Source organism: Pseudoalteromonas sp. JC28, assembly GCF_013319255.1.
Lineage (GTDB): Bacteria > Pseudomonadota > Gammaproteobacteria > Enterobacterales > Alteromonadaceae > Pseudoalteromonas.
Map to the genome: position 1 here is coordinate 120824 of NZ_QOKX01000006.1, position 22374 is coordinate 143197.

At 44.6% G+C, this 22374-nt stretch carries 17 protein-coding genes; 6 read left to right on the forward strand and 11 right to left on the reverse strand.

The window, feature by feature from the left end; all coding sequences use genetic code 11:
- Window positions 1-65 precede the first annotated feature (65 nt).
- A complete protein-coding gene (locus DS891_RS14650) occupies window positions 66-584 on the forward strand; it encodes a hypothetical protein (RefSeq protein ID WP_174170160.1) in 519 nt (172 codons plus the stop codon).
- A gap of 49 nt (window positions 585-633) precedes the next feature.
- Here the strand turns inward: DS891_RS14650 and DS891_RS14655 are convergent, their stop codons facing one another.
- The 6 genes from DS891_RS14655 to DS891_RS14680 form a co-directional block, all read right to left on the reverse strand.
- Window positions 634-807, reverse strand: a complete 174-nt coding sequence (locus DS891_RS14655) for a hypothetical protein (RefSeq protein WP_017218574.1) — start codon at window positions 805-807, stop codon at window positions 634-636.
- 228 nt (window positions 808-1035) lie between these two features.
- Entirely contained in the window at window positions 1036-3582 is a 2547-nt protein-coding gene (locus DS891_RS14660) for a family 20 glycosylhydrolase (protein ID WP_174170161.1), read from the reverse strand.
- Complete coding sequence (locus DS891_RS14665; RefSeq protein WP_174170162.1) at window positions 3572-4447, reverse strand: ROK family protein; 876 nt, start codon at window positions 4445-4447, stop codon at window positions 3572-3574. Before DS891_RS14665 ends, DS891_RS14660 begins: the two co-directional genes overlap by 11 nt.
- Before the next feature lie 6 nt (window positions 4448-4453).
- Window positions 4454-5719 carry an MFS transporter gene (locus DS891_RS14670; protein ID WP_174170163.1) on the reverse strand — a complete coding sequence of 422 codons (1266 nt, stop codon included), beginning with the start codon at window positions 5717-5719 and terminating at the stop codon, window positions 4454-4456.
- A 106-nt stretch (window positions 5720-5825) separates the two neighbouring features.
- Window positions 5826-7313 carry a tryptophan halogenase family protein gene (locus DS891_RS14675; protein ID WP_254605883.1) on the reverse strand — a complete coding sequence of 496 codons (1488 nt, stop codon included), beginning with the start codon at window positions 7311-7313 and terminating at the stop codon, window positions 5826-5828.
- 58 nt (window positions 7314-7371) lie between these two features.
- Window positions 7372-10026 (reverse strand): TonB-dependent receptor, encoded by a 2655-nt coding sequence (locus tag DS891_RS14680; RefSeq protein WP_174170165.1) that lies wholly within the window; start codon window positions 10024-10026, stop codon window positions 7372-7374.
- 284 nt (window positions 10027-10310) lie between these two features.
- Here DS891_RS14680 and DS891_RS14685 point away from each other — a divergent pair, with 284 nt between their 5' ends.
- The 3 genes from DS891_RS14685 (at window position 10311) to thpR (ending at window position 12609) form a co-directional block, all read left to right on the forward strand.
- Window positions 10311-11177 carry an AraC family transcriptional regulator gene (locus DS891_RS14685; protein WP_010377630.1) on the forward strand — a complete coding sequence of 289 codons (867 nt, stop codon included), beginning with the start codon at window positions 10311-10313 and terminating at the stop codon, window positions 11175-11177.
- Window positions 11178-11347: 170 nt separating this feature from the next.
- Window positions 11348-12070 (forward strand): helix-turn-helix domain-containing protein, encoded by a 723-nt coding sequence (locus DS891_RS14690; protein WP_010606983.1) that lies wholly within the window; start codon window positions 11348-11350, stop codon window positions 12068-12070.
- 20 nt (window positions 12071-12090) lie between these two features.
- Window positions 12091-12609, forward strand: a complete 519-nt coding sequence (gene thpR / locus DS891_RS14695) for an RNA 2',3'-cyclic phosphodiesterase (protein WP_174170166.1) — start codon at window positions 12091-12093, stop codon at window positions 12607-12609.
- A gap of 235 nt (window positions 12610-12844) precedes the next feature.
- Here thpR and DS891_RS14700 read toward each other — a convergent pair whose 3' ends face one another.
- The 5 genes from DS891_RS14700 to DS891_RS14720 form a co-directional block, all read right to left on the reverse strand.
- On the reverse strand, window positions 12845-13132 hold the full coding sequence (locus DS891_RS14700; RefSeq protein ID WP_174170167.1) for a hypothetical protein: 288 nt from the start codon (window positions 13130-13132) through the stop codon (window positions 12845-12847).
- A gap of 421 nt (window positions 13133-13553) precedes the next feature.
- Window positions 13554-14210, reverse strand: coding sequence for a hypothetical protein (locus tag DS891_RS14705; RefSeq protein WP_174170168.1), 657 nt, complete (start codon window positions 14208-14210; stop codon window positions 13554-13556).
- On the reverse strand, window positions 14174-14920 hold the full coding sequence (locus DS891_RS14710) for a hypothetical protein (protein WP_174170169.1): 747 nt from the start codon (window positions 14918-14920) through the stop codon (window positions 14174-14176). The genes DS891_RS14705 and DS891_RS14710 overlap by 37 nt, the downstream gene beginning before the upstream one ends.
- 23 nt (window positions 14921-14943) lie before the next feature.
- Window positions 14944-16230, reverse strand: coding sequence for a LysM peptidoglycan-binding domain-containing protein (locus DS891_RS14715; RefSeq protein WP_174170170.1), 1287 nt, complete (start codon window positions 16228-16230; stop codon window positions 14944-14946).
- Between the two features lie 230 nt (window positions 16231-16460).
- The gene (locus DS891_RS14720) at window positions 16461-17324 is read right to left on the reverse strand and encodes a LytTR family DNA-binding domain-containing protein (protein WP_174170171.1); all 864 of its coding nucleotides are present in this window, start codon (window positions 17322-17324) and stop codon (window positions 16461-16463) included.
- A 167-nt stretch (window positions 17325-17491) separates the two neighbouring features.
- On the opposite strand from DS891_RS14720, the gene DS891_RS14725 reads away from it, so the two are divergent.
- Both DS891_RS14725 and DS891_RS14730 read left to right on the forward strand, forming a co-directional pair.
- Window positions 17492-18694 carry an acyltransferase gene (locus tag DS891_RS14725; RefSeq protein ID WP_174170172.1) on the forward strand — a complete coding sequence of 401 codons (1203 nt, stop codon included), beginning with the start codon at window positions 17492-17494 and terminating at the stop codon, window positions 18692-18694.
- A 137-nt stretch (window positions 18695-18831) separates the two neighbouring features.
- Window positions 18832-22257, forward strand: a complete 3426-nt coding sequence (locus tag DS891_RS14730) for a GMC oxidoreductase (protein ID WP_174170173.1) — start codon at window positions 18832-18834, stop codon at window positions 22255-22257.
- The last annotated feature ends 117 nt before the right edge of the window (window positions 22258-22374 follow it).

Genomic DNA, 22374 nt, shown 5'->3' on the forward strand with positions numbered 1-22374 from the left:
ACCTTAAGTACGCAACCTGTGCATGAAGATTTATACTGATTGAGACACAATCAACGGAAATAAAAATGATGAAAAAATTCGGGCTCGCCATATTGGTGGTATTCAGCACGCTATCTTGGGCTAATGAAAAATTAAATGAAGAACTCTCGGTGTTTACACCTTATCTCGGTACTTGGCAATCGGACTTTGATGTAGCTACAGGTAAACCAAAGATGCAGGATGTGAGTCACTGGGAGCGGGCTTTAAATGGCACGGCTGTTCGTACCTTACATTCAATCAACGATGGCATGTACGGCGGAGAGTCATTAATTTTCTGGGATAAAAGTAAAAACAGTCTAGTGTTTTACTATTTTACGACGGCAGGGTTTTACACCCAAGGAACGATGGAAGTCCTGAGCCAGACCGAGTTTGTGGCATACGAAGATGTCATTAATAACAAAGATGGCATTACAAAGGTGAAATCAACCAGTAAATTTGAGAGTGGTCAATTTACGGTGTCGACACAATATTTGAAAAACGGCAAGTGGACTCAACCTGAGTCGCGTGTTTACACGAAAAGTGAGAAAGAGGTTAAATTTAAATAAGCCTTAAAGTGCCTCTAATGAGGCACTGAACTGTGATCTTTACTCTTGATTAGTAAATATCAGGGCAAGTGTGGCGACCACACGTATTGGCAACACAATGCGTTAGCCTGTCTTGGCTGAAACGAAGCGCGCCGCCTGCAACTTGTGGAGTCATTACTGCAGGTACTGTTTGTTTGTCAGCAGATAGGGCTTTGATTTTCTTTTTGTTTAACGATAATTTCATTTCAGTATTCCTTCTAAACTAGATGCTCAGATTGAGCTACAAAAGTGGATTAACGCGAACTAATTTGTTTCGATTTTTTCGAACAAAAAAGAAACACAATTGCCAAGCTAAAACATATTGCTTACTTTTTCAACATTTTGCTTTCGAATGATTATGTGATGGGATATTTGGCAACAATGAAAACGCCAAGTACCTAATAAAGTACTCAGCGTTAAAAACCAGTTAGGGCTACTTTTTGTCTAAGCTTAGCGATCTTCCCTTGCGCTCGGAGCCTAACCGAGCTGCCCTAAGTGCAAGTACGTTGCTTAGTGAGGCATTGAAGGGCACCCAGTTGCCGTTTTCAAGCTGTGCTTCGATAACAAAACCCGGAATGGCGGTAAAAGCGTCGAGCTTTGCTCCAGATTGCTGTTTTGCGGCGACGACAGGAATGCGAAATTCAATTCCGGCTTGTGCTAATTTAGGCAGCTCTTGATGGCCCAGAATAGCCACGAATCGTTGCCAATCAGCCTCACGTTGCGCCTGTAACTTTGCAGTAAAATATCCGCTAGACTGGCTGTATATACGACCGGCTTGGTAGGGTAATTCCCACTCGGCATGGTGCCATGCACGCTCTGCAAGGGCCAATAGCCGTGGATAAAGCATGTATTCGGCTTGTGCATCACTGCGCAGCATTTCACTCCATAAGTGCCCTTGGAGCCCGGCAAACTTAACCCCTTTGTTTAGTGATGAGTCGCTGTCGTTGGCTATGTAGGCGTGGTTATTGGTATTTTTCCAGATCTCTGCATGTGCAGGAAGGTTGTCTGGCATAAATTCAAACATCTTCTTGCTTTCGATAGCACGGCTTGCCCAGTGATTACCACGCTCCTCTGGGTGAGATTGATATGGAAAGTCAAAGTAGGTTACATCAGGGCTAGACAAGACCACCTGCCAGCCCTGATTGGCGAAGCGATGCGCGACCGCGTGCCCGTTTTCGCTTAATGTCGCCCAAGCATTGCTCTGTACGTTTGCTGGCATATTTGCAGTACGTACATCACCTAAACCGTCGCTCCACCCTGCAACCTGTATTCCTTTCTTATCTAGCAGCTTTGCGATCCGTTCAATGAAGTAACCGTTAAAGTTGGTAAAATCTTTCACGCTTGAGCGCAATTTTTTACAAGCCGGCGATTCTAGCCAAGCACCTGCGGTTTCATCTGCACCTATATGGTAAGTGTTGAGTGGTACACCAGCACGGTCATGCAGCACTTTTACTTCGCTTAATACTTTGTCGATAAAGGTGTAAGTGTTTGTAATACAGACATTTAGCGTGTTGTCGTTGTAATGTTGAATGGAGCTGTAACGCGTCTTATCAGCAGTTTCTACTAATCGATATTGCTGTGCATCCTCTGGTTTGCCTTGTGCCATCAGCTTTTTATATCGCGCCTCCATGGCGATGATTGCTGCGCGTGAGTGACCTGGCATATCTAATGAGGGTAACACCTCGATATGATGCGCCTTGGCATAGCGCAGGATCTCAATATAATCTTCTGCAGAGTAAAAGCCATTCACTTGCGCGTTTTTATCATTCCCAGCGCCTAATTGCGGCAATAGGCAGCGAGTTTCGGTCAAATCAAAGCAGCGATAAGCACCGACCGAGGTGAGTTCATCAAGACCGTCTATGGCTAAGCGCCAGCCTTCATCATCCGCTAAATGAAGGTGCAATTTATTTAGCTTATACGCCGCCATCTGTTCAATGGTTTGTAAAATAAAGGCTTTGGAGCGGAAGTTGCGGGCAACATCGACGTGTAAACCACGAAAGTCATACCTTGGTGTATCAATAATATCCACCATGGGAATACTCAAATCATTAATATCCAGCAGTCCAGCAAGGCTTTGTAGCGCATAAAATGCAGCGGCGCTGTTATTGGCTTGGATTGAGATATTATTTTCGGCGACTGTCAGTTGATAATGTGGACTTGATTGCTTATTTGGCTTTACAGCGACATTAACTACAAGCCCGTCCTTGGTGCTTTTTACCCCAAGGGTATTGAGTCGCTGTTGTGCCATGGCGATAGCATCAGCTGAAATACCTGAAAGTTGCAGATTAATACCGGCTGCTAGATTGAGTCGTTTATCGGACAGCACTGTCAGTTGTTTAGGTTTTGGTATCAGCCCAATTGCAGCATCAAGTGTTGGCTGCACTTGATGCTGATATAAGTATTCGCTGCCCATCCACGGGGTGTCATCTTTACTGCTGGTTTGCAGCTGGTTGAGCGTATCAAATGGCGTCAGATAAGGTTGTAGCTCAAGTCCTGTGTCGTTATCGCGCTGGGTTTGCGTGCTTTTGATCACTTGTGGGGTGAGCTTAAGCTGCGCGTCCGTTACAACATAATTTGGCATAAACTCCGAGCGTGTAACCTGAGAGTCCTTGGTATAAAAGCGCACGGTAGTGGGAGTACTTGAAAACCCACTAAACCCTGCTGCAGGCGTGATTTTGTGAATATCACCATTGATATGGGTGATGGCAAAGTTATCGCCCTCAACATGGGAAATCGGCATCAGTTGGCTAAAAAAGATAGCAAAGTCATTATTTGCCTTGGTATTTTCTGTAGCTACGCTAAAACTCAGCTCTGAGTAATAACACTTTTGCTGTGCCTTGGGGCAGGTGCTTGGCTTGCTATCAAGCAAGGTGTACTTTACATCAAGATTTTGGCCCAACCAGTTTACAGCGGTTTGGTCGAGCGCATAAAGGGGTGACGACACCCCAAAAAGTAGGGCCATAAGCCGATTAAACTTCATTGGCTAGTTCCTTGTTATCATGGTTAATTTTATTGTGTTGAAACAATCCGTATGCCCCTAAAAGTGGCGCGTGATTTAAGGTGCTTGGAATGACACGAACGGATTGATATAAAGCATTGCCAAGCAACTGCTGCATCTTGGCTTCAAGTGCAGCGTTAAAATAGTCATATGAATGCGTCACGGAGCCGCCAAGTACAATGACATCTGGATTCAGCACCATGACTACTTGCGCGAGTGCATGACCAACGTGACTGCCAAAAGTCTCAAATTGTTGTAGTGCAAATGGGTCGCCACTGCGTGCTTGTTCGGCCAACCACCTCCCTTCAATTCCTTGTCGCCCAAAGAACTGTCCTGACGCATAATCTTCAATAATTCCATCAAGATAGCTTAAATTTCCTAGCTCTCCTGCAGCACTATGGTTACCCGTATATAAATTACCGTTAAACACAAAACCGGCACCAATGCCTGTGCCAAGGCATACGCCAATTAGGTTGTTGGCATGGTGGCCACCATATAAGTATTCACCAAATGCAAAGCAGTTTGCGTCATTATGGACAACAACGGGCAATGAAAAGTGGCGTTCTAACAACCGTTTCAGAGGCACATTTTGCCAATGAGGAATATTTTGTGTTGTCAGTACGGTGCCGCTGCACACATCCAGTGTGCTTGGTACGCCAATCGAAATACCAGTTGTTTCGGTCGTTAGGTTTTCTTCGATTAAACGGATAACAAAGGCATTAACTTGGTCTAAGTTGGCCTGACTAGGCACTGCATACTGGCGTACCTGCTCGACCTGAGTGTGCGCAACCGAAGCCACAAGCGCTTTGGTGCCACCCAAGTCAATACATAACAAAGAGTGATTCATCGTAATTTAACTATTTTCATTTAGAGGTTGAGACAGCGTCTTTTGACTATTGCCAAAAGTTTTATTTTTAATCAAAGGGTTAGCCCATACACCAACACTCAGAATATAGCTAAGTGGCAGTAGTAACAGCAGGGCAGCAAGTTGTAAGTTGTTACTCAATTCAGCCGCAAAACCTATGATGGGAGACATAAAAGCACCGCCAATGATCCCGGTACATAAAATCCCTGTGATTGCGCCATGGCCGGTTTTGAATGAATTTAATGCCAGAGCAAAGATGACCGACCACATAATGGAGAGGAAAAATCCCACAATTGGAAAAGCAATAAGCGCCACCGTAGTGCTACCGAATAACGCACTTAGGAGCGCGATAGCGGCGCCAGAGCTGAATAAAATCAAAAGCTTTTGCGCATCAATGAGTTTAAGTAGTGCCAGTCCAAGTAAACAGCCTAAGGTTAGGCATAACCAGAATTCGCTCACCACTTTTGCGCCTTCGATGGTTGGGTCTAAGCCATGATATTGCTGCAAAAAGACGGAAATAAGGTTAGCGACGCCTTGTTCTAGCGCAACATAAGCGGCGATGGCGGCAAAAAATTTCAGTACGGTTTTATCTTTAAAAAAACCGATACTTTGTGACCAGCTCAGCTGCTGCTTTTTCTGCTCCGGTACCGCGTTAAATGGCGTAAATTGCGAGAGTAATAGCATCACGACGCTTAGGATAGCGAATACCGCATAGATACTTAGCCAGGTTTTATCTGCTGGGATAACACCAGACAGCGCTCCGCCAAATCCCTCTGCGGTGGTGACTTGAGACTGTAGTTTGCTATAAACCAGAGGCGCGAGTGTTGCGGCAGCACCAAACATCAACTGCGCAAACACTGAAAGTACGGCAAAGTGTTCTGAACCACCGCTAGCGCGTAATAGTGGATTGATAGCCACTTGCAGTAGTGCCATGGCACAGCCGAGCATAAACAACGCAACCATGGCAATGGCAAACGTTGGCATTAGCACAAAGGTCGTTGCGCCAATTGCAGCAAGGGTAAATGCGAGCTGCATAACGGTTTTTTCTCCAAAACGCTGAACTAGCAGTCCCGCTGGAATAGACATCACACCATAAGCGATAAAAAAGGCGAACGGGAAAAACCCCGCAAGCGTAAGACCTATGTTGTAACTTTCTATTAATGCTGGAAAAATCGCGCCTAAAATATTGGTGATAAAGGACACCGTAAAAAAGGTTGCCAATACTAAGGCAATCACTAGGTAGCTTTTTTTCATGTTGTATTTCCACCTTCATTAGAGAGCGGGTGATGGCGTGGCGATCTCGCTTGTGGGCAGACAAACAAAAAGATCAAGGGGAATCTCACCACCACCCGCAATTGGGTTATGCACTGAACGCTTGTGCTCGCTGTAATTGTTCCAGTGCAGTTGTATGGGCAGTAAAATGCTCATCACTAAGCTTCGTTAGATAGGCCTTGGCTGCCTGTTCGATATGCTGTGGTGCTTGATCAAAGGGCATTTGGCAGGTGCTATCGCGATGATCCATGCCGCCAAGTAAGCAATACCAACTGGGACGAATATAGGGTGAGTGCTTCCTGTGTTGGTTGAACCAAGCATCAAAATCACCACCGCTACGCCAGTGTGTGAGCAGCTCATCGAGCTCGTTTAAGCTCAGTGCTGCGATTTTCGCATCTTGCCAATACGGTGAATCTGCGCGTTTGCTGGTGGCGTAATGTGCCAGTACATACTCTTTAATACCGAGCACCAGCTCTGACAGTTGTTGATTGATGGCTTGTGCCTCGAGCTGTTGCGAAAGCAGCCGATTCAATAACTCAATGCTATAACCTGTGACCATCAGCGCGGTGGCTTCAAGTGGTTCAATAAAGCTCTGCGCGAGGCCAATAGCAAACACATTGCCTTCAACACTGCGTGCCATCATGCCCACTTTCATGGTGAGATGTTTGGCTTGTCCTTTATCGAGTTGCGCGGCTTGGCGCAGTTGAGCTTCAGCCTCTTCGGGAGTGGTATGTGCGCTGCTGTACACGTAACCATGTCCGGTTCTGCCTTGTAGCGGGATCTGCCAGCGCCAGCCGCACGGCATCGCGATAGCAGAAGTACTTGAAGGTAGCGGGTTGATTTTAGCGCCGGCAATCGCGACAGCTGAATCATTGAGTAACTGATCTGCAAAGGAAATAAAGGGCACTTCGAGCGTTTTCTCTATCAGTAGGGCGTTAAACCCTGAGGCATCGACGTAAAAATCGCTTTTCACCTGCTCACCTGACTCAAGTGTCAGTGCAATAATTTCTTTGGCATGATGCTGTACGCTACTCACCGTACTTTGAATATGCTTTACGCCTTGCGCTAGGCTAAATGCCCTTAACCAATCCGCAAGTTTTTGCGCATCAAAGTGATAGCCGTACTCAAGCGCCCTTGGTAATGGACACTGTGGCAGAGGTGCTTGTTGCTTGTCGGCCAGCACTGCGGCTAAGAAGTAATGTTCGGGCTTATCTATATATTCGCTACCACGACGTCTGGCGTTGGCGTTGACAAAGTAAACTTCCGCTGTTTTTGCATCCATTTCAGAGAAGAAGGGATGGAAATAGCTGCCATTGTCGCCATTCCAGTTATCAAAATAGATCCCGGTTTTATAGCTTGCTTGGCACGCGGGCATCCAATCGCGCTCTTTCACACCAAGGCTTTGCATAAAAAGCTGCAAATGTGGCGTTGAGCCTTCGCCAACGCCAATTCTGCCAATACTCGATGACTCAATCACCGTGACCGATAAATTGGGTTGATGCTTAGCAAGGTAGGCTGCGCACATCCAACCGGCGGTACCGCCACCAAGGATGGTGAGTGACTGTATTGTTTTCATAGGCAAATGAGTTTTCATAGGCAAATGACCCCAGCCGCAAGCGACTGGGGCTCCGAGGTTAGAACTTATAGCTGACGCCAAGGTAATAACGCGTACCAAATTCAATGGTGTTCTGCGTTAAGTTGTAGTTGGTGTCGTAAGATTGAATAACCTCATTGGTCAGGTTTACACCCTCTAAGCTGACATCCAGATTTTCCATTGCATGCCACACCAAAGATGCATCCCATTGTTGGTAGCTATCGTTGCGCACCGCTTGTGCTGCACCGACGCCAATCCATTCACTACGCCAGTTATAAGCGATACGTGCACTGAACTGCTCGTTTTCGAAAAATAGCGAGCCGTTAAATGAGTTTTCAGATACTCCCGGCACCATTTCTTTTGCATTATCTGGTGTGGTGGTTTCACTATCCACGTAGGTGTAGTTAGTAATAAAGCCAAAGCCATTATCAAAGCTATGTTGAAGCTGCAGTTCTATCCCTGTTACGTCACCGTCTCCGTTACTACGTGGGCGTGTGACTCGGCATTGATCATACTTAGAAGGGTCGGTACCGCATCCGTCTACATATTCAATCGCTTCGGTAGAAAAGACAACGTTGTCAATTTTCTTCACAAAAACGGCTGCTGAGAGCAAGGAAGCTTCGGTAAAGTAATATTCAACGCCAATATCTGCTTGATCTGCTTCATAAGGTTTAAGGTTCGGGTTACCACCGGAGGCAGAACCAAAGTTGGCATCGATCGCTAGGCCTGGTTTTAAGTCGTTGTAGTTAACTCGAGACATAACGCTAGAGGCGGCCGCACGGATGATAATATCGTCGCTGTAGTCATAAGCGAAGTTGATGCTCGGTAGCCAGTTGTCGTAGTCAACCGTTTCATCGAAAACCGTGTTATCAACATAGCCGCTGGACTGCTGTTCTGTATCCACATAGCGTAAGCCGATATTACCGCGGAAGTTTTCACCGCTGAAGTCACTTTGCACATAGATAGCGAGCATATCTTCTTCGACATTGTAGGTTTTACCAAAATCTTGCTGCTCGATTAATTCACCCGCCTCATACTTGCCAGTGATAAAATCCCACCACTTATCTTCATCGAGCTTGGCGTATGAATTAAGAATATGTCCGCCCGTTTGCGAATGAAGATTGGTAAAAATACCATCACTCCAGTTAGCTAAGCTATTACCATCAGGGACAAAACCAACAACATCCGCTGGGTTTCTTTGGAGTGCGATACGTGAAAATTCGTTTTTGTTTACTTTCACACCCGCTTTGATGTTCTTGAAGTAATCGTGTTCTAACATCCACTTGATATCGGCTTGTGCATAACTTACTTCATGCTCTTGAACCGTAGTTTGGAAGTTTGATTCATGAGCAAATTTGAGCTGTGAGGCATCGGTTGGGTCTAACGAATCAAACCAAATTTGATAAGGGCCTGTGGCATCGTAAGTAAAGCCACCATCAGTACTATTTTGACCATTAGGGAAGGCTGGATCGCCAATTTTGTCACCTTCATCCGTTGCTGGGATCCACCAACTTGAGGAACCAAACTGTGTACCTCCATCAGATGTAGATCGACCAATAACACCGCTTACCTCGAAAGTATCACCGACGTATTTACCACTGAAGTTTAAGACATCGACTTCCATATTTACGGCGTTACGAACAGTAGGGTTGTATATAATGTTCGCGTAAGCTGGCAAAATACGCGCACGCTGCGTACCGCCCGCTGCGTTGTTTTGTACATCAACAGCACCTGCACCACGGGCACTTACGGTAAGGAAGTTATGGTTTACATGTGGATTGTCAAACTCAAAGCGAAAGTAGTCTACTGTAAACTCGGTGTTATCGCTTGGCGCAAATTGCGCCGTGAGTTGCGCGCTGGTGCGCTCGCGCTCAGCTCTAAATGCTTGTGAGCCGATTGCCCAAGCGCCCACTGTAGATGCTTGTCCCGTATCTTGATCCGCCGCAAAATATTCATAGTAGCCACCAATGGACTCAATAACGTGACGGCCTGAAGTCAGGTTCTCAACAGAATATGCTGCGAGCACACCAAATTTTTCATCGTCACTCTTCCAACTACCTAAAAACGATCCGCTTAAGTCATTTTCATCATACAAGGTAGAGCGGCCCATTTCTGCCGACACCATGTAAGTGTGTGCATCTAAGTCCAGTGGTTTACGCGTGACAAGATTCACTGTACCACCCAGCGCACCTTCTTCAAGGTTTGCTTCAGGCGTTTTGTAGACGTTCACTGCCGAAACTTGCTCTGCTGATAACAGCTCCATGTTAAAAGTACGTGTCGATGGACCTAAATCATACCAATCGGTACTGGCAACGGATTGGCCATTTAATAGAATGCGCGATTGCTCGGGCGCGGTACCACGGATAGTAACACCACTTACTTCACCATATTTACGGTCGACCGTGACCCCTGAAATACGCTGTAGCGCATCACCAATGTTTTTGTCGGGAAACTTACCAATATCTTCCGAGGTGATAGCATCAACAATACCATCTGCAAAGCGCTTGGTGTTCATTGAAGCTTCAAGCGAGCGGCGAATGCCTCTTACTTCAATCACTTCGACTTTTTCTGTTGCGCTTTGTTCTTCGGCTAATGCTGATGGTGCAGCGGTGAGTAAAAGGGGTGATAAGGTACTTGCTGTCACGATGGCGGCAAGTTTATTCAATTTAAATTGCTTCAACTTAGTTGTTTTCATTGTTCTGCCCATTGTTCCTATTTGTTGTTGGCAGAAGCTAGGGTATCGCCTTGGGTGTTTTTTAAGCGGTATATTTCTATCTACTAATGATACTTTTCACGCTTAAATGAGAGTAATTTGACAAAAATACTTCACTGCACTTCAGGCTGTCGCTATATTTCGATAGATTAATATTGGTTGGTGATTGAATTTGCATGATATGCAACTAGGTGTAACGAGTAGTTGTTTTAAAATTTATAACATGCAGATTTTAAATAAGTTTATTAATGTAAAAGGAAATTGCTATGCGCGCGATGTACGAGAAAGTACTGCCATCTCCTGGATGTTCATGGCGTTATTGCCTGTATCAGTTGCCCGAAATTCCCTTTAATTGGCACTATCATCCGGAATATGAAATCTGTTTGACGCTCAACAGTGTCGGTGTATGTCATGTGGGTGACCATATTGCCCCTTACGAAGACTTAGATTTGGTGATCCTAGGTCCTGACTTACCACATACTTGGCAGTCAAAGCCGAATCCGGATCACTCAGCTCATGTTGTCCATGTTGCACAAATACCCGCGCACTGGTTGGAGTCTTTAGTGGCTCAGCATCCTGAATTACATGGTTTATCTGAGTTGCTAAATGCAGCGCGCCGTGGCGTCAAATTTCCTGTGGAAGTCGCGAGGCAAGCGAAAAAGTGGTTTGAGCAAATCGCGGATGCCGAGCCGTTAATGCGCTTTGTGCTTTTGCTCGAAATGTTAACGCGGATGACGACATCAAACTATCAACATTTAGCCAGTAGCGGCTTTCGCTTTGACGCCCGCCATGATCCCGCGAAAGACAAGTTCGACCGGGTTATTGCCTATATCTATGATAATTACACCGACAAATTAAGCGCCGATGAGCTTGCACAACAAGTGCACATGAGCACCAATCACTTTCACCGTTTCTTTAAAAAGCGTACGGAGCGTACTGTGACGGAATTTATCAATCAGCTGCGTATTGCCAAGGCCTGTAAACTATTAATTAGCTCTGCCTCTCCCATTAGTGTGATATCGGATCAATGTGGTTTTAATAATATTTCTAATTTTAATCGTCGTTTTCAAGCGTTGAAGGCGTGTACGCCCAGTGAGTTTCGTGCACGGCTGCACCAAAAGGCATTGTATTGATCTGGACGTGAGCCTGTTTATGCGCTTTTTAATCAAAACTTCAATTCAAACCGTGAATATTTCGTAATGCTATGATATTCATGCTTATTCCTAAATATTCAACTTGGTATTTATCAAGGAATTGCCAAGAATGTGCCGGGTCGCAACAACAATAAACGAGGATGACCGTGATGACACTAGGACACTTTATAAAACAGATCCGTACACAAAAAGGCTTGAGCCAACCCCAGTTAGCGGAGCAAATGTGTGTTGAGCAAAGCTATTTATCTAAACTAGAAAACGACAAATCCGTGCCTTCTAACGAGGTATTTAGAAAGTTACTAACGGCGCTGAATTTATCCTTAGATGAGTGTATGCAAACCCTTTCAACACAAGGGAAGCGTGAAGAATTAAGCCAAATTCCAGATATAGAGTATTGGTATAAGCAGCATCAACAATCAAAACAAAAGCAATATAAGCAACTTGCGATATTAGCTATTTTGCTAGTGTCTCTCGGTGTTGGGTTATTTTGGAGTGGCTACAAACAGATATTTTTTAGTGAAAAACTGTTTGAATATGAATCTCAGGGGGTATTGCAAGCTGGTGAACCCGTCGAACTATATAGAAAATGGCGCTTTCTCCTTGTCCCTCATAGTAGGAATAGCGATATTGAATTTGTGGAGCAAGTTAAGCTTGCCATGGCGAAACGTTTAGATAAAAAAACGGTATTTTTTTCAGACTATAAAGGGAGCGCTTATACCGAATCAGTAACCGATGGTAGAAGGCATTATCGTTTTCAAGGCCCTAAATTTAGTGAGCGTGTAGAAAACGCCTGGCTGCAATTTATTGGCTTATTGTGTCTCTCCGCTGGGGTTATGCTAACTTTAGTAGGTAAGCGGTTAGTTAAACCTTAGATTATCAATATAGGTGTAAGATGCAAAAACGATTATTTTTTGGTATTGGCATGGATGACGACACTCGAGCGCATATTGGCCAATGGCTGGTGGATAGTGTGAGCGCGAGTAAAGCCAATACTCAGCCGAATAATTGGCATCTTACACTGGCGTTTCTTGCTATGGTGGAGGAGTCACAAGTAGCTGAGCTTTGTGATTTTGCGAGTGCTCTATCGGTGCCTAAATTTACACTCACCTTTGGTGACTATGGCTACTGGCAGCACAATGGCATTTTTTACTTAAAGCCCGAACACAAACCACAAGCTTTGCTTGATTTAGCCAATCCATTGCGTGCTTTTGGAGAAAAATGCGACCTCTATCACAACCCGCATCCATTCTCACCACATATCACGCTATTTCGAAATTGTAAGCCAGAACCTAGTGTTACGAAGCCCATTACGCCTTTCTCGCTGATGGTAAAGAAGTTCTACTTATACCACTCTCACCGCAATGAAAATGGCCTGATTTATGAGCCAATAGCGTCTTTCTTCTTGAGCTGAAATGTCTATTTTGAATGCTTTTTCCAAATAGAATAGAGTGTACTGCTAAGTAAACAGCTAAATAGCAAGACAAAGATATAATTTGGCACGCCGTTATAAAGATATAACGAGAGGTTAGTTGCTAATAATAGTAATAATGCAATGTACTTCATTCAGTTTAGTTCCTATATTCTTCAAAGCTTTATTGAGAACTAATGTTTGATACATCCCCTGTTATGCCCGTTTGTAGCAGGCCTTAGCTTTTCTTAGAGTAAAAGGGTTCGAGTAGATAACAGGCTAATCCATAGGCGCAGCCGAATCCGATAGCAACAATTGGTAGCATTTGTATTTCACTAGCACCAAGCCAACTGCCAAAAATAAACACCAATGACACAACAGAAACTAGGCATATTGTTATCTTTGCGAGCACAATTAAAATATGCTGTTTTAAAGGTAAGTCGCACTTTTCCTTCCATCTCTCTTGAAGTACTACGTAAATAAAAACGAAAAACACAGGTAACAGAGACTCAATAAACTCAAACATGATTTCGTGTCCTACTAAGTAGGTCAGATCCAGAACACGGAGCTGACCGATAGGTGAAGCGTATTTATTGTAAAGCTTCTTCGCTAATCCACCCAAAGCTGCGCCAACTAGAAAGGCAGCTACAAATCCAGCGCCATTAACTTGGTCTGTTACCAGACTATAACTGTATCTGTAGCGACTAGAGCGTCATGACAGAGAGGTCTTGCTGGAAATACAAGAGGTGTAGTTATGACTGCCATCCGTATTCGCCAGAGACTCACTCAATAAACCAACATATCCTAGATGTGACTTGGTCAAGTTAGCATAAAAACTCACAAGTTCAAAAACCAAGAAAATAAAATTTATTCAATAATATTAGTGCATTATGTTTATATGTTATAGAGGGATAACAACTCGGTTTGCCAATCGTTATAATTGTTTGTTAGCTATGTAGCCAACGCTTTAGCTTTTTAACCAAAGTTTCAAACCAAGTCAGTTGATAGCGTTTGTATTTCTCGCACTTGAGGAATAGCTTTTTGGTGGCTTCGTTTCGTGCTGGGCTAATATGTAGACGGCTACACTCTTTACTTGCGTTGTGCCAATCTTGTGCGCTGACGGCTTTAATTAAATTAGGAAAGGCCAAAAATAACTTACTGGTACCAAGGTTATAAGCCATATCCAATAGCGCAATCTTAGCGGGCGTCGGTAATAGCTGATAAGGAATGCTGCCAGTTTCTTGCTTGGCAAGAAAATGAATGAGGTACTGTTCAAATTCTTTGATTTGCTCTATAAGACATTTTTTAGACGCTTTTGGTGGCAAGGTAAGCTCGGTATATTGCGCATACCAAGAAGCTTTATAGCCGCTGGGTTTTCCCTTAATGTTACGGTATTCATCGCGCTTTTGTTGTAGGGTGGCAGAGCGTTTGGAGCGCCTATCTCGCATCGGTAATTGGCAGAATTGTTCAACACTTTGCATATGAAAACCAACACCAATCGTCGGATTGGCATTCACATCTAAGTACAAGTGTAGTACCTCGCCCTCAAATTGCAACAGATGCTGTATTACTCGTTGGTAGAATTTATCGGTGTCGTTGAACAACTAGGTACCTCAGTGATCACTGCTTTTTCATTCGTGGTATAGCACTGTTTTAGTATAGAACAGTAGCAGGCCTCTGCCTTAAAAACCGACTTATGGGCATCAATTTTGTCCCATAATCCACGATTAAAATTGCTTTTTGGCATGGTAAAAATGTTGAAAGTGTCGCCATCTGCCAGCAAAATCTTTTGTGGCGCACTGGAAACATACCAGCCAAACTTTTTTAGATAATTGATATTCGATTCTTCATTTTGAGCATCACTAAGCGCTGCTTGATAGGCGTTAAGGTTGCAACAAGCGTCCATCAGTTCGGTAACATCAAAGTAATTTTCGCCATCAAACTCGTACTTAATGTAGTGGATTATGGCAGGTCCGGTTCCTGAATTGCGAATATCGACTCTAATCGTTGCTTGAGTGGAGTCTAAATCAAAGTTGCTATAGCTGAATTGTAGCCATGGCCAGGTTTCAGTTTTTAGCTGCTTTTCGGCTGCGGAAACTTGCTCCTGAGCAGCCTTTGCTTGCAGGTAGGTGGCGTAAAACGACGCTGCGGAAATAAACATCGCACACAGGGCTAAAATGGTGTTCATTTTAGAGCGAGAGAGTTTAAATGTCCCTCTCGCTTGTCTTGAATTATGTGGAGATGGGTTTAGGCGCTCAGTGCGTTTCTCTTCGGTCAAATCTTCAGAGTGTGAGTTATTATTATGTTCTGACATATTTATCCAACTGATATTACGCCCTAGGGCGACAGAAATACGAGTAACGTATCGCCAATTTTCAGTCTATCTGTCGAAAGCTGATTCCATTGCTTTAGCTTAGCGACACTGACATTAAATTGTTTCGCAATGCGCCATAAACTATCGCCGTGTTTGATCTGATAGTCCAGTTGTTTGTCTGCCAAAATGGGCAAAATTAGCTTTTTTCCTGCACGAATACGGTCACTCTTTAATTGATTAAAGGCTTTTAATTCGGCGACAGTTAGCGAGTAGCGCTTTGCAATGGTGCTAAGAGAGTCTCCACGTCGAATAGTATAATGTTGCCATGTATCCGCGGGCATTTTTGGTAAGTGTGTGAGCATGGTTTGCCACTCTGACACGCGCGCTGTAGGGATGACAATATGCTCAGGGCCGCCGAGTAATGCAGGAAAACGTGCATAGCCTGGATTTAATACCTCGACTTCTTTCCAACCTTTAAGATCAGATAAAATAGCTTGTTGTTCGAGTTTAATAACGCTGATTAACGAACGATTAGGGATCTTAGGAAACTTCATTAAGTCATGCTTTAGCAGTTGTGATGCCGCAAGTAGCTTTGGTACGTAGTGACTTGTTTGGCGCGGTAGCTTCAAATGGAAAAAGTCAGTTGGTTTACCTGCTTTTTTATTTCGTTCAATGGCTGCAAGCACTCTACCTTCACCTGTGTTATAGGCGGCAATGGCATGATACCAATCACCATCAAAACGTTTGTGGAGGTATTGCAAAAAGTCCAATGCGACACGGGTCGAGTCTACGATATCTTGGCGGCCGTCATACCAAGCGTTGATCTTGGCATCATAATGTTTTGCAATCAGCGGTGTGAGTTGCCACAAACCCGAAGCATGCTTGTGAGAGTAGGCTTGGGTATTAAAGTCGCTTTCAATTAGCGGCATCAATGCAAGCTCTATTGGCATATCGCGCTTTTCGACTTCTTCTACTAAGTAATAAAGTAGCGGCGCTGCACGTTCACTGATGGTATCCATATAGTTTGGATGCCTGAGATACCAATCAATCCGTTGTTTTACACGCTTATCGTCGGAATCGGCAAAGCTGAGCTGATCTTTAATGCGGAGCCATAAATCATCAGTTGCGAGCGGATCATATGGTGTTTTAACCACCGTTTTAGCTTCGTTTTTAACTGTTTCTCTTGGCTTATTTACACCAGTTTGCACGGAGTTATCTGGCGTTGGTTCATCCTGTTGAGGTTGCTGTATTTGGCTACAGCCATTTAGGAGCAGGATTGCTGCGAGTAATGGAGTGATGAGGTTTTTCATAGAGCCTTTTTTATTATCCTTTTATTATGCAGTCCAATGAGGCATCTGAACCGCATAAGATTGTATATAAATTCGGTGCAAATGCAAAAATAGGCACCTTACCTGTTGCGGCTGTGTAGTGTAGAGCGATGAAATGGATACAAAATGAACTTTAGCGTTACAGCATTTATCATTGATTAATGGGATTAACGCAATAACACGCGATTGCTCACTGATCGTGTATTGCCCATTTATTCAAGGCCTAGTTGGTGCTTAAATTGTGTTTTATAGGTTCGCGAGAGCGTTAATACTTTCCCACTTTGCAATGCGATTTCACTGTCACCGCTGGCGAGCGGCGTAATACTCACCACTTTAGACACATTAATAGCAAAAGAGCGATGAATACGCACGAAGCCAACGGGGTCTAAGCGCTGACATAAAGTAGCAAGCGTTGAGCGTAGCGGATAAATGCGGCCATTTACGTGTAGATTGACGTAATTTCCAGACGACTGTAACCACTCAACCTCTTCAACTTTAACGATAAATTCTTTACCAAGCTTACGTACCAATAAGTGATGAATAGGTTTGTGGAGTGTTTCACCTTCATCGCTTTCTTGTTTTATCGGAGATGCTTCACCAAGCATATGGGAGACACTAAATTGATAACCTTTTATGAGTGCAATAAAGAACACCAAACTCCATGCATCTTTTTGATATTCATAGATAAGTTCAAACCAAGAAAGGTGAAAGTTGTAATCTAGTTGCAAACTAAAATAAATCGTTTCACGTAATAACACCATGATGCCAACATGGCCAAAACAAAATAACAGTGAGGCCATAAAAAAGCTAAAAGCGACGTTAACAGGTTTATGCCACTGCCAAGGAAATGCGTTTAAATACCAAGATATGACAGGAATTAAGGCTAGACTGGCAGCTGCACTGGTATATTCCCACACGAAAGGTTCCCACAGCGCAAAATCTAGCAGCGCATCTCGCTTGGCATCCATGATCAGAGTAATGGCATTTAAGGTGTTATTAATCGCCAGAAAGAGGGCGAGTAATGCCATTGCCATCAAAGGGTGGTATTGCTGAATAAAGGTACGTGAAAACATCATGGTTTGAGTTTTTCTTTTACTCTAGCAACTGGACGCAAAGCGGTCACTTATTTTATCCCTCTATTCCACGGTTTATCCCTAGCTATTGTTATTTAAGCAAATTTCGTTTGTTTGTACGCTGTATTGGCGCACTGTAAGGGTAAGTTTACTTTCAAAAAGAAAATAACATGGATCATTTAAATCGGCGAGTAGAGCTAGACTGGCTGCGTGTTATTGCATTTACAATACTCATTTTTTATCACACCGCTATGTTATATGTACCTAACTGGGGTTTTCACTACAAAAGTGCTTATACTTCGGTTTGGCTAGAATATCTGATGTTAGTGATCTCACCATGGCGCATGTTGCTTATCTGGTTTATCTCGGGAGTTGCGCTTAGATATATTTTTGATAAACAAGGAGCATGCACAGCCATGCTCTTTCGTACTCCTTTGTTATTGCTCCCACTATTATTTGGCATATGGGTTGTTGTGCCAGTGCAACTGTACGCAGAAATGCAGCAAAATGCTGGATTAACGCTCGGGTATGTTGATTTCTACAAACAGTTTATTGATTTTAACAGCCCTTTATTTAGTCAATATCAAAGCGGTATTTGGCCCCATGTCGATGTCAATCACTTGTGGTATTTGCGAGAATTATGGCGTTTTACTTTGCTCCTTGCTGTACTGCATATCGTCTTTAATTCTAAGCTTCAAGTAGTGCTCCGGCATTTTATCACTTTGCGCTGGCCAACTTATCTACTAAGCGTGCTGGCTTTTGCAAGCTTACTTTGGGCTCAGCTAGCATTGGAAGGTGATAGCAAAAGAGAGTTTCAGGGGTTTGTTTTTCTGCTCGCAGGTTATCTGCTTGCTAAGCATAATCGGTTTTGGGCTTGGCTTGCTCGACAAGGTAAAGTGCTGCTGTGGGTTTGTGCCGTCAACGCCATGATTATTTTGCTTTTATATCATTTTTACTGGTTGCAGCAAGACACGCGCACTACCTTCATTACTTGGGATGGGAGTCTTGTGTTGGTGTTACAGCGTGTGTGCGCAGTGTTGTTGATATTAGCATTAGCGGCGCGTTATCTTAACCGTCCTCATCCACTGCTTACGGGGCTCAATAAAGCGGTGTTTCCCATTTATCTCTGGCATCAAAGCGTGATTATTGCCTTGGCGCTCTGGCTGAGCCGTTATCAACTCGGTGGTGTGCCTGAGAGCCTGTTGGTGATCACAGGAACACTGCTATTTTCTGGATTGTTGTTTTGGCTGGTGCCAAAGCTGGGCTCCCTTGGGTTGATGATGGGGTATCGCGCAGCCTTGCTGACAAACAATAAAATTCTTTGGGGGGTGGGGTGTTTGTTATTGTTGCCGCTGATCCTCCGGATTATTTAACCAGTGTACTGCACCATTGTGCAATAAATGCTCTACTCTTATTGCTAGGGTCAGTATGCCTCCGATGGAGGATACTTCACGGATAGCATCGCCACGGTCAAGGTGGTGAGCGAAAATAAGAAGAGGGAATCAAGCAAATGAAACCAATTTCTTCACCTCTGGCGGCAATTCAGCCGCATTACGATGTACTTGTTATTGGTAGTGGTTATGGTGGCTCTATCGCTGCGTCACGCATGGCGAGAGCCGGAAAATCAGTCTGCCTACTTGAGCGAGGGCGCGAGTTTTTAACGGGAGAATTTCCGGATACCGAGTTGGAGGCCGCTGGTGAGTTGCAGTTTAATAGCCAAACAGGGCACAAGGGCTCTCATTTGGGATTATTTGATATTCATATGCACCGTGAACAGAATGTCGTCGTCGGTTGTGGCTTAGGTGGTACCTCTCTTATCAATGCCAATGTTGCTTTGTCCCCAGTAGATGCAGTACTGAGAGATCCAGTATGGCCACACGCGATCCGAGATGATGAGGATGGTTTGTTGGAAGAGGGATTCTCGCGGGCTCGAGAGATGCTGAAGCCTGCCTTATACCCTGAACATTACCCAACTTTGAATAAACTTAAGGCTCACCAGCAGTCGGCAAATGCATTAGAAGCCCCCTTTAATAAAGTACCAATCAATGTATGTTTTGCGACCCCAGAAGGTGGCATCAACCATGTGGGTGTTGAGCAGCAAGCATGTAATAACTGCGGAGACTGTGTGTCTGGTTGTAATTTCAATGCCAAAAATACCACCCGAATGAATTACTTACCGGATGCTTGGAATCATGGCGCAGAAATTTATTGTCAGGCCCGTGTGCGCTACCTTGAGAAAATCGACTCTGGTTGGCGGGTGTTTTACCAAGACATGGGAACCGGCGCAGAATGCTTTTCTGCAGCCCCGTTATTTGTTGAGGCGGATATTGTGCTCTTGGCCGCTGGCACGCTGGGTAGTAATGAAATTTTATTGCGTAGCCAAAGTCGCGGTTTGGCTATCTCTTCGCAACTTGGTCAGCATTTTACCGGTAATGGCGATATGTTGGGTTTTGGCTATAACTGCGACAGCGAAATCGGTGGTGTTGGGGTTGGCAATCTAGAACCAGAAGGCAAAGCGCCTACAGGACCTTGTATCACTAGTGCAATCGATCTTCGTGAAGCGAGCGAACGCGCGCAACAAATGATTATTGAAGAGGGAAGTTTACCCGGCGCCATGGCGGGAGTGTTACCAACTGCGCTTGCAAGTGCAGCGGGTGTAGTTGGACTCGACACGGATCATGGTTTTTATGACGCTTTGGAGGAGCAAGCGAGAGTATGGCAAAGCCAATGGCGAGGCGCTTATCATGGTGCGGTAAAACATACTCAGACCTACTTAGTAATGAGCCATGACGATAGCCAAGGTGTCATAACTTTAGAGCAAGACAAGTTGAACATCCGTTGGCCTGAGTTAGGAGCTCAGCCTAATTTTCATCATGCGAGTGAAAAGCTGCTTCAAGCGACAGCAGCGCTCGGTGGCACCTATGTTAAAAACCCAATTTGGTCACCGTGGTTGAATAATCGCTTGGTTACAGTTCATCCTTTAGGTGGCTGTCGGCTTGCTGAGACGGGTACCGAAGGGGTGGTGAATCATAAAGGGCAAGTGTTTACGGGAGAGAGTGATGCCTGTTACGACTCGCTCTATGTGTCAGATGGTGCCATCATTCCAACGTCGCTTGCGGTCAATCCGCTGCTTACGATAAGTGCATTGACAGAGCGCTGCTGTGCGCTTATCGCCAAGGACCGTGATTGGCAAATTAACTATCAATTGCCGTCAAGCCGCTCCCGTACCGCTGAGCCGACTACAACAGGGTTGGCGTTTACAGAGCGAATGCAGGGCTATTTTAGCCGCGTGGTAGAGCCAAGCACTACCTCTTTACAAACCTACTTGGCTGCCTATCAGCTGGGCCAAGAAACAAACCAAACTCTGTCTTTTGTATTGACGGTCACCTCGACGGATCTAGAGGTGATGTTGACCGACCCACAACATAAAGCGCATATTTCGGGTCGCGTTGAGTGTAATCTGCTTTCTGATAAACCACTGACCGTTCGCAATGGTGAGTTTCGTCTGTTTGAGCGTCAGGCCTTTCCTCCAAATACTCGGAAGATGATCTATAAAATGAATTTAATGGCGGAGGATGGCAAACAGTACTTCTTTAATGCCTTTAAGTTAATCAAAGACGACCCTCACTCTCTCGATCTTTGGGATGATACTACAACCTTATTTGTTGATATTCATGAAGGAGAAGATACTCAAGGGGCCATATGTGGTCACGGTATTATGAAGATAGCGCCGATTGATTTTGTGACGCAGCTTGCCACTATTCGTGTAAGTCATGCCGAGAGTAAAGCGGCTCGCTTAAAAGCCATCGCGCGCTTTGGGCAATTTTTTGCGGGCACACTATATCAGAGTTACGGCAGTATTTTTTACCAAGAAAAAACGCACGGTGGTGAATTGGTGCGCAAAAAACGGCCGCTAAGGGCTCCAACACCTGAAGTATACTTGTTTGATACAGCTGATCATGTGCAGCTATCGCTGACTCGTTATCGTGGCGGTGACAAGGGCCCGGTTATGTTAGTGCATGGGCTGGGAGTTGCTTCTAGTATCTTTTCCACCGATATGATAGATACCAACTTAGTCGAGTACCTAGTCGCTAACCAATATGACGTGTGGCTATTGGATTATCGAGTCAGTATTTTGTTGCCTGCTGCCGCAAAGCAATCAAATGGCGATCAGGTAGCGAAATACGATTACCCTGCTGCAGTGAACAAGATCCGAACCATCACGGGAGCAGATAGTATCCAGGCGGTGGTGCATTGTTATGGTGCTACGACCTTCTTTATGTCTATGCTTAGCGGCCTTTCGGGGGTTCGAAGTGTTGTTGCATCACAAATTGCGGCGGACGTGGTGGTGCCGATGGCAACGAAAATGAAGACAGGTTTACATCTCCCCTCATTTTTAGAAAGGCTGGGTGTAGACTCGCTAACGGCGCGAGTACCACAGCAGAGCAATGGGCTTGCCTCTTTGTATGATAAGGCGTTGGGCTTGTACGCGCTCGCTGAAGCACAGGGGCGATGCAACAATGACAGCTGCCATCGCGTGACTTTTATGTACGCCTCCTTATACCGTCATGACCAGTTAACCGATTTGCTGCATGAGCATATTGATGAACTATTTGCCGAAGCCAATATTCAAACCCTCGAGCACCTTGCTGCAATTTGTCGCGCAGGAAAACTGGTCGATGCAGATGGCAAGGACGTTTACATGCCACACATCAACCGGTTAAACATACCGACGCTATTTATTAGCGGGGCAGATAACGAGTGTTATTTACCCGAGAGCACGAAAAAAACCTATGAACGTCTTTGTCTTGCCTTTGGTGAGGCTAAGTTTACGCGTAAAGTGATCCCCAATTACGCGCATATAGATTGTATCTTTGGGCGTCAGGCTGATGTAGATGTTTTTCCTCATATTCTCAATCATTTAGAGCGATATTAGCCGTGGTTTTACGATTGCGGCTAACTATGACTGCCAATTTAAGTACTACACACTTTTGGATAGTTTTACCTTAGCTTTAATGTAGCACTAAATGACAACGAAGGATCTCAAATAACA

Bases quoted from the DNA above. Each gene is read 5' to 3' on its own strand.
- thpR (WP_174170166.1), top strand. From the start codon at position 12,091: ATGCAAAAACGATTATTTTTTGGTATTGGCATGGATGACGACACTCGA.
- DS891_RS14685 (WP_010377630.1), top strand. From the start codon at position 10,311: ATGCGCGCGATGTACGAGAAAGTACTGCCATCTCCTGGATGTTCATGG.
- DS891_RS14720 (WP_174170171.1), bottom strand. From the start codon at position 17,324: ATGATGTTTTCACGTACCTTTATTCAGCAATACCACCCTTTGATGGCA.
- DS891_RS14680 (WP_174170165.1), bottom strand. From the start codon at position 10,026: ATGAAAACAACTAAGTTGAAGCAATTTAAATTGAATAAACTTGCCGCC.
- DS891_RS14715 (WP_174170170.1), bottom strand. From the start codon at position 16,230: ATGAAAAACCTCATCACTCCATTACTCGCAGCAATCCTGCTCCTAAAT.
- DS891_RS14655 (WP_017218574.1), bottom strand. From the start codon at position 807: ATGAAATTATCGTTAAACAAAAAGAAAATCAAAGCCCTATCTGCTGAC.
- DS891_RS14730 (WP_174170173.1), top strand. From the start codon at position 18,832: ATGAAACCAATTTCTTCACCTCTGGCGGCAATTCAGCCGCATTACGAT.
- DS891_RS14725 (WP_174170172.1), top strand. From the start codon at position 17,492: ATGGATCATTTAAATCGGCGAGTAGAGCTAGACTGGCTGCGTGTTATT.
- DS891_RS14710 (WP_174170169.1), bottom strand. From the start codon at position 14,920: ATGTCAGAACATAATAATAACTCACACTCTGAAGATTTGACCGAAGAG.
- DS891_RS14670 (WP_174170163.1), bottom strand. From the start codon at position 5,719: ATGAAAAAAAGCTACCTAGTGATTGCCTTAGTATTGGCAACCTTTTTT.
- DS891_RS14650 (WP_174170160.1), top strand. From the start codon at position 66: ATGATGAAAAAATTCGGGCTCGCCATATTGGTGGTATTCAGCACGCTA.
- DS891_RS14665 (WP_174170162.1), bottom strand. From the start codon at position 4,447: ATGAATCACTCTTTGTTATGTATTGACTTGGGTGGCACCAAAGCGCTT.
- DS891_RS14675 (WP_254605883.1), bottom strand. From the start codon at position 7,313: ATGAAAACAATACAGTCACTCACCATCCTTGGTGGCGGTACCGCCGGT.
- DS891_RS14690 (WP_010606983.1), top strand. From the start codon at position 11,348: ATGACACTAGGACACTTTATAAAACAGATCCGTACACAAAAAGGCTTG.
- DS891_RS14660 (WP_174170161.1), bottom strand. From the start codon at position 3,582: ATGAAGTTTAATCGGCTTATGGCCCTACTTTTTGGGGTGTCGTCACCC.
- DS891_RS14700 (WP_174170167.1), bottom strand. From the start codon at position 13,132: ATGTTTGAGTTTATTGAGTCTCTGTTACCTGTGTTTTTCGTTTTTATT.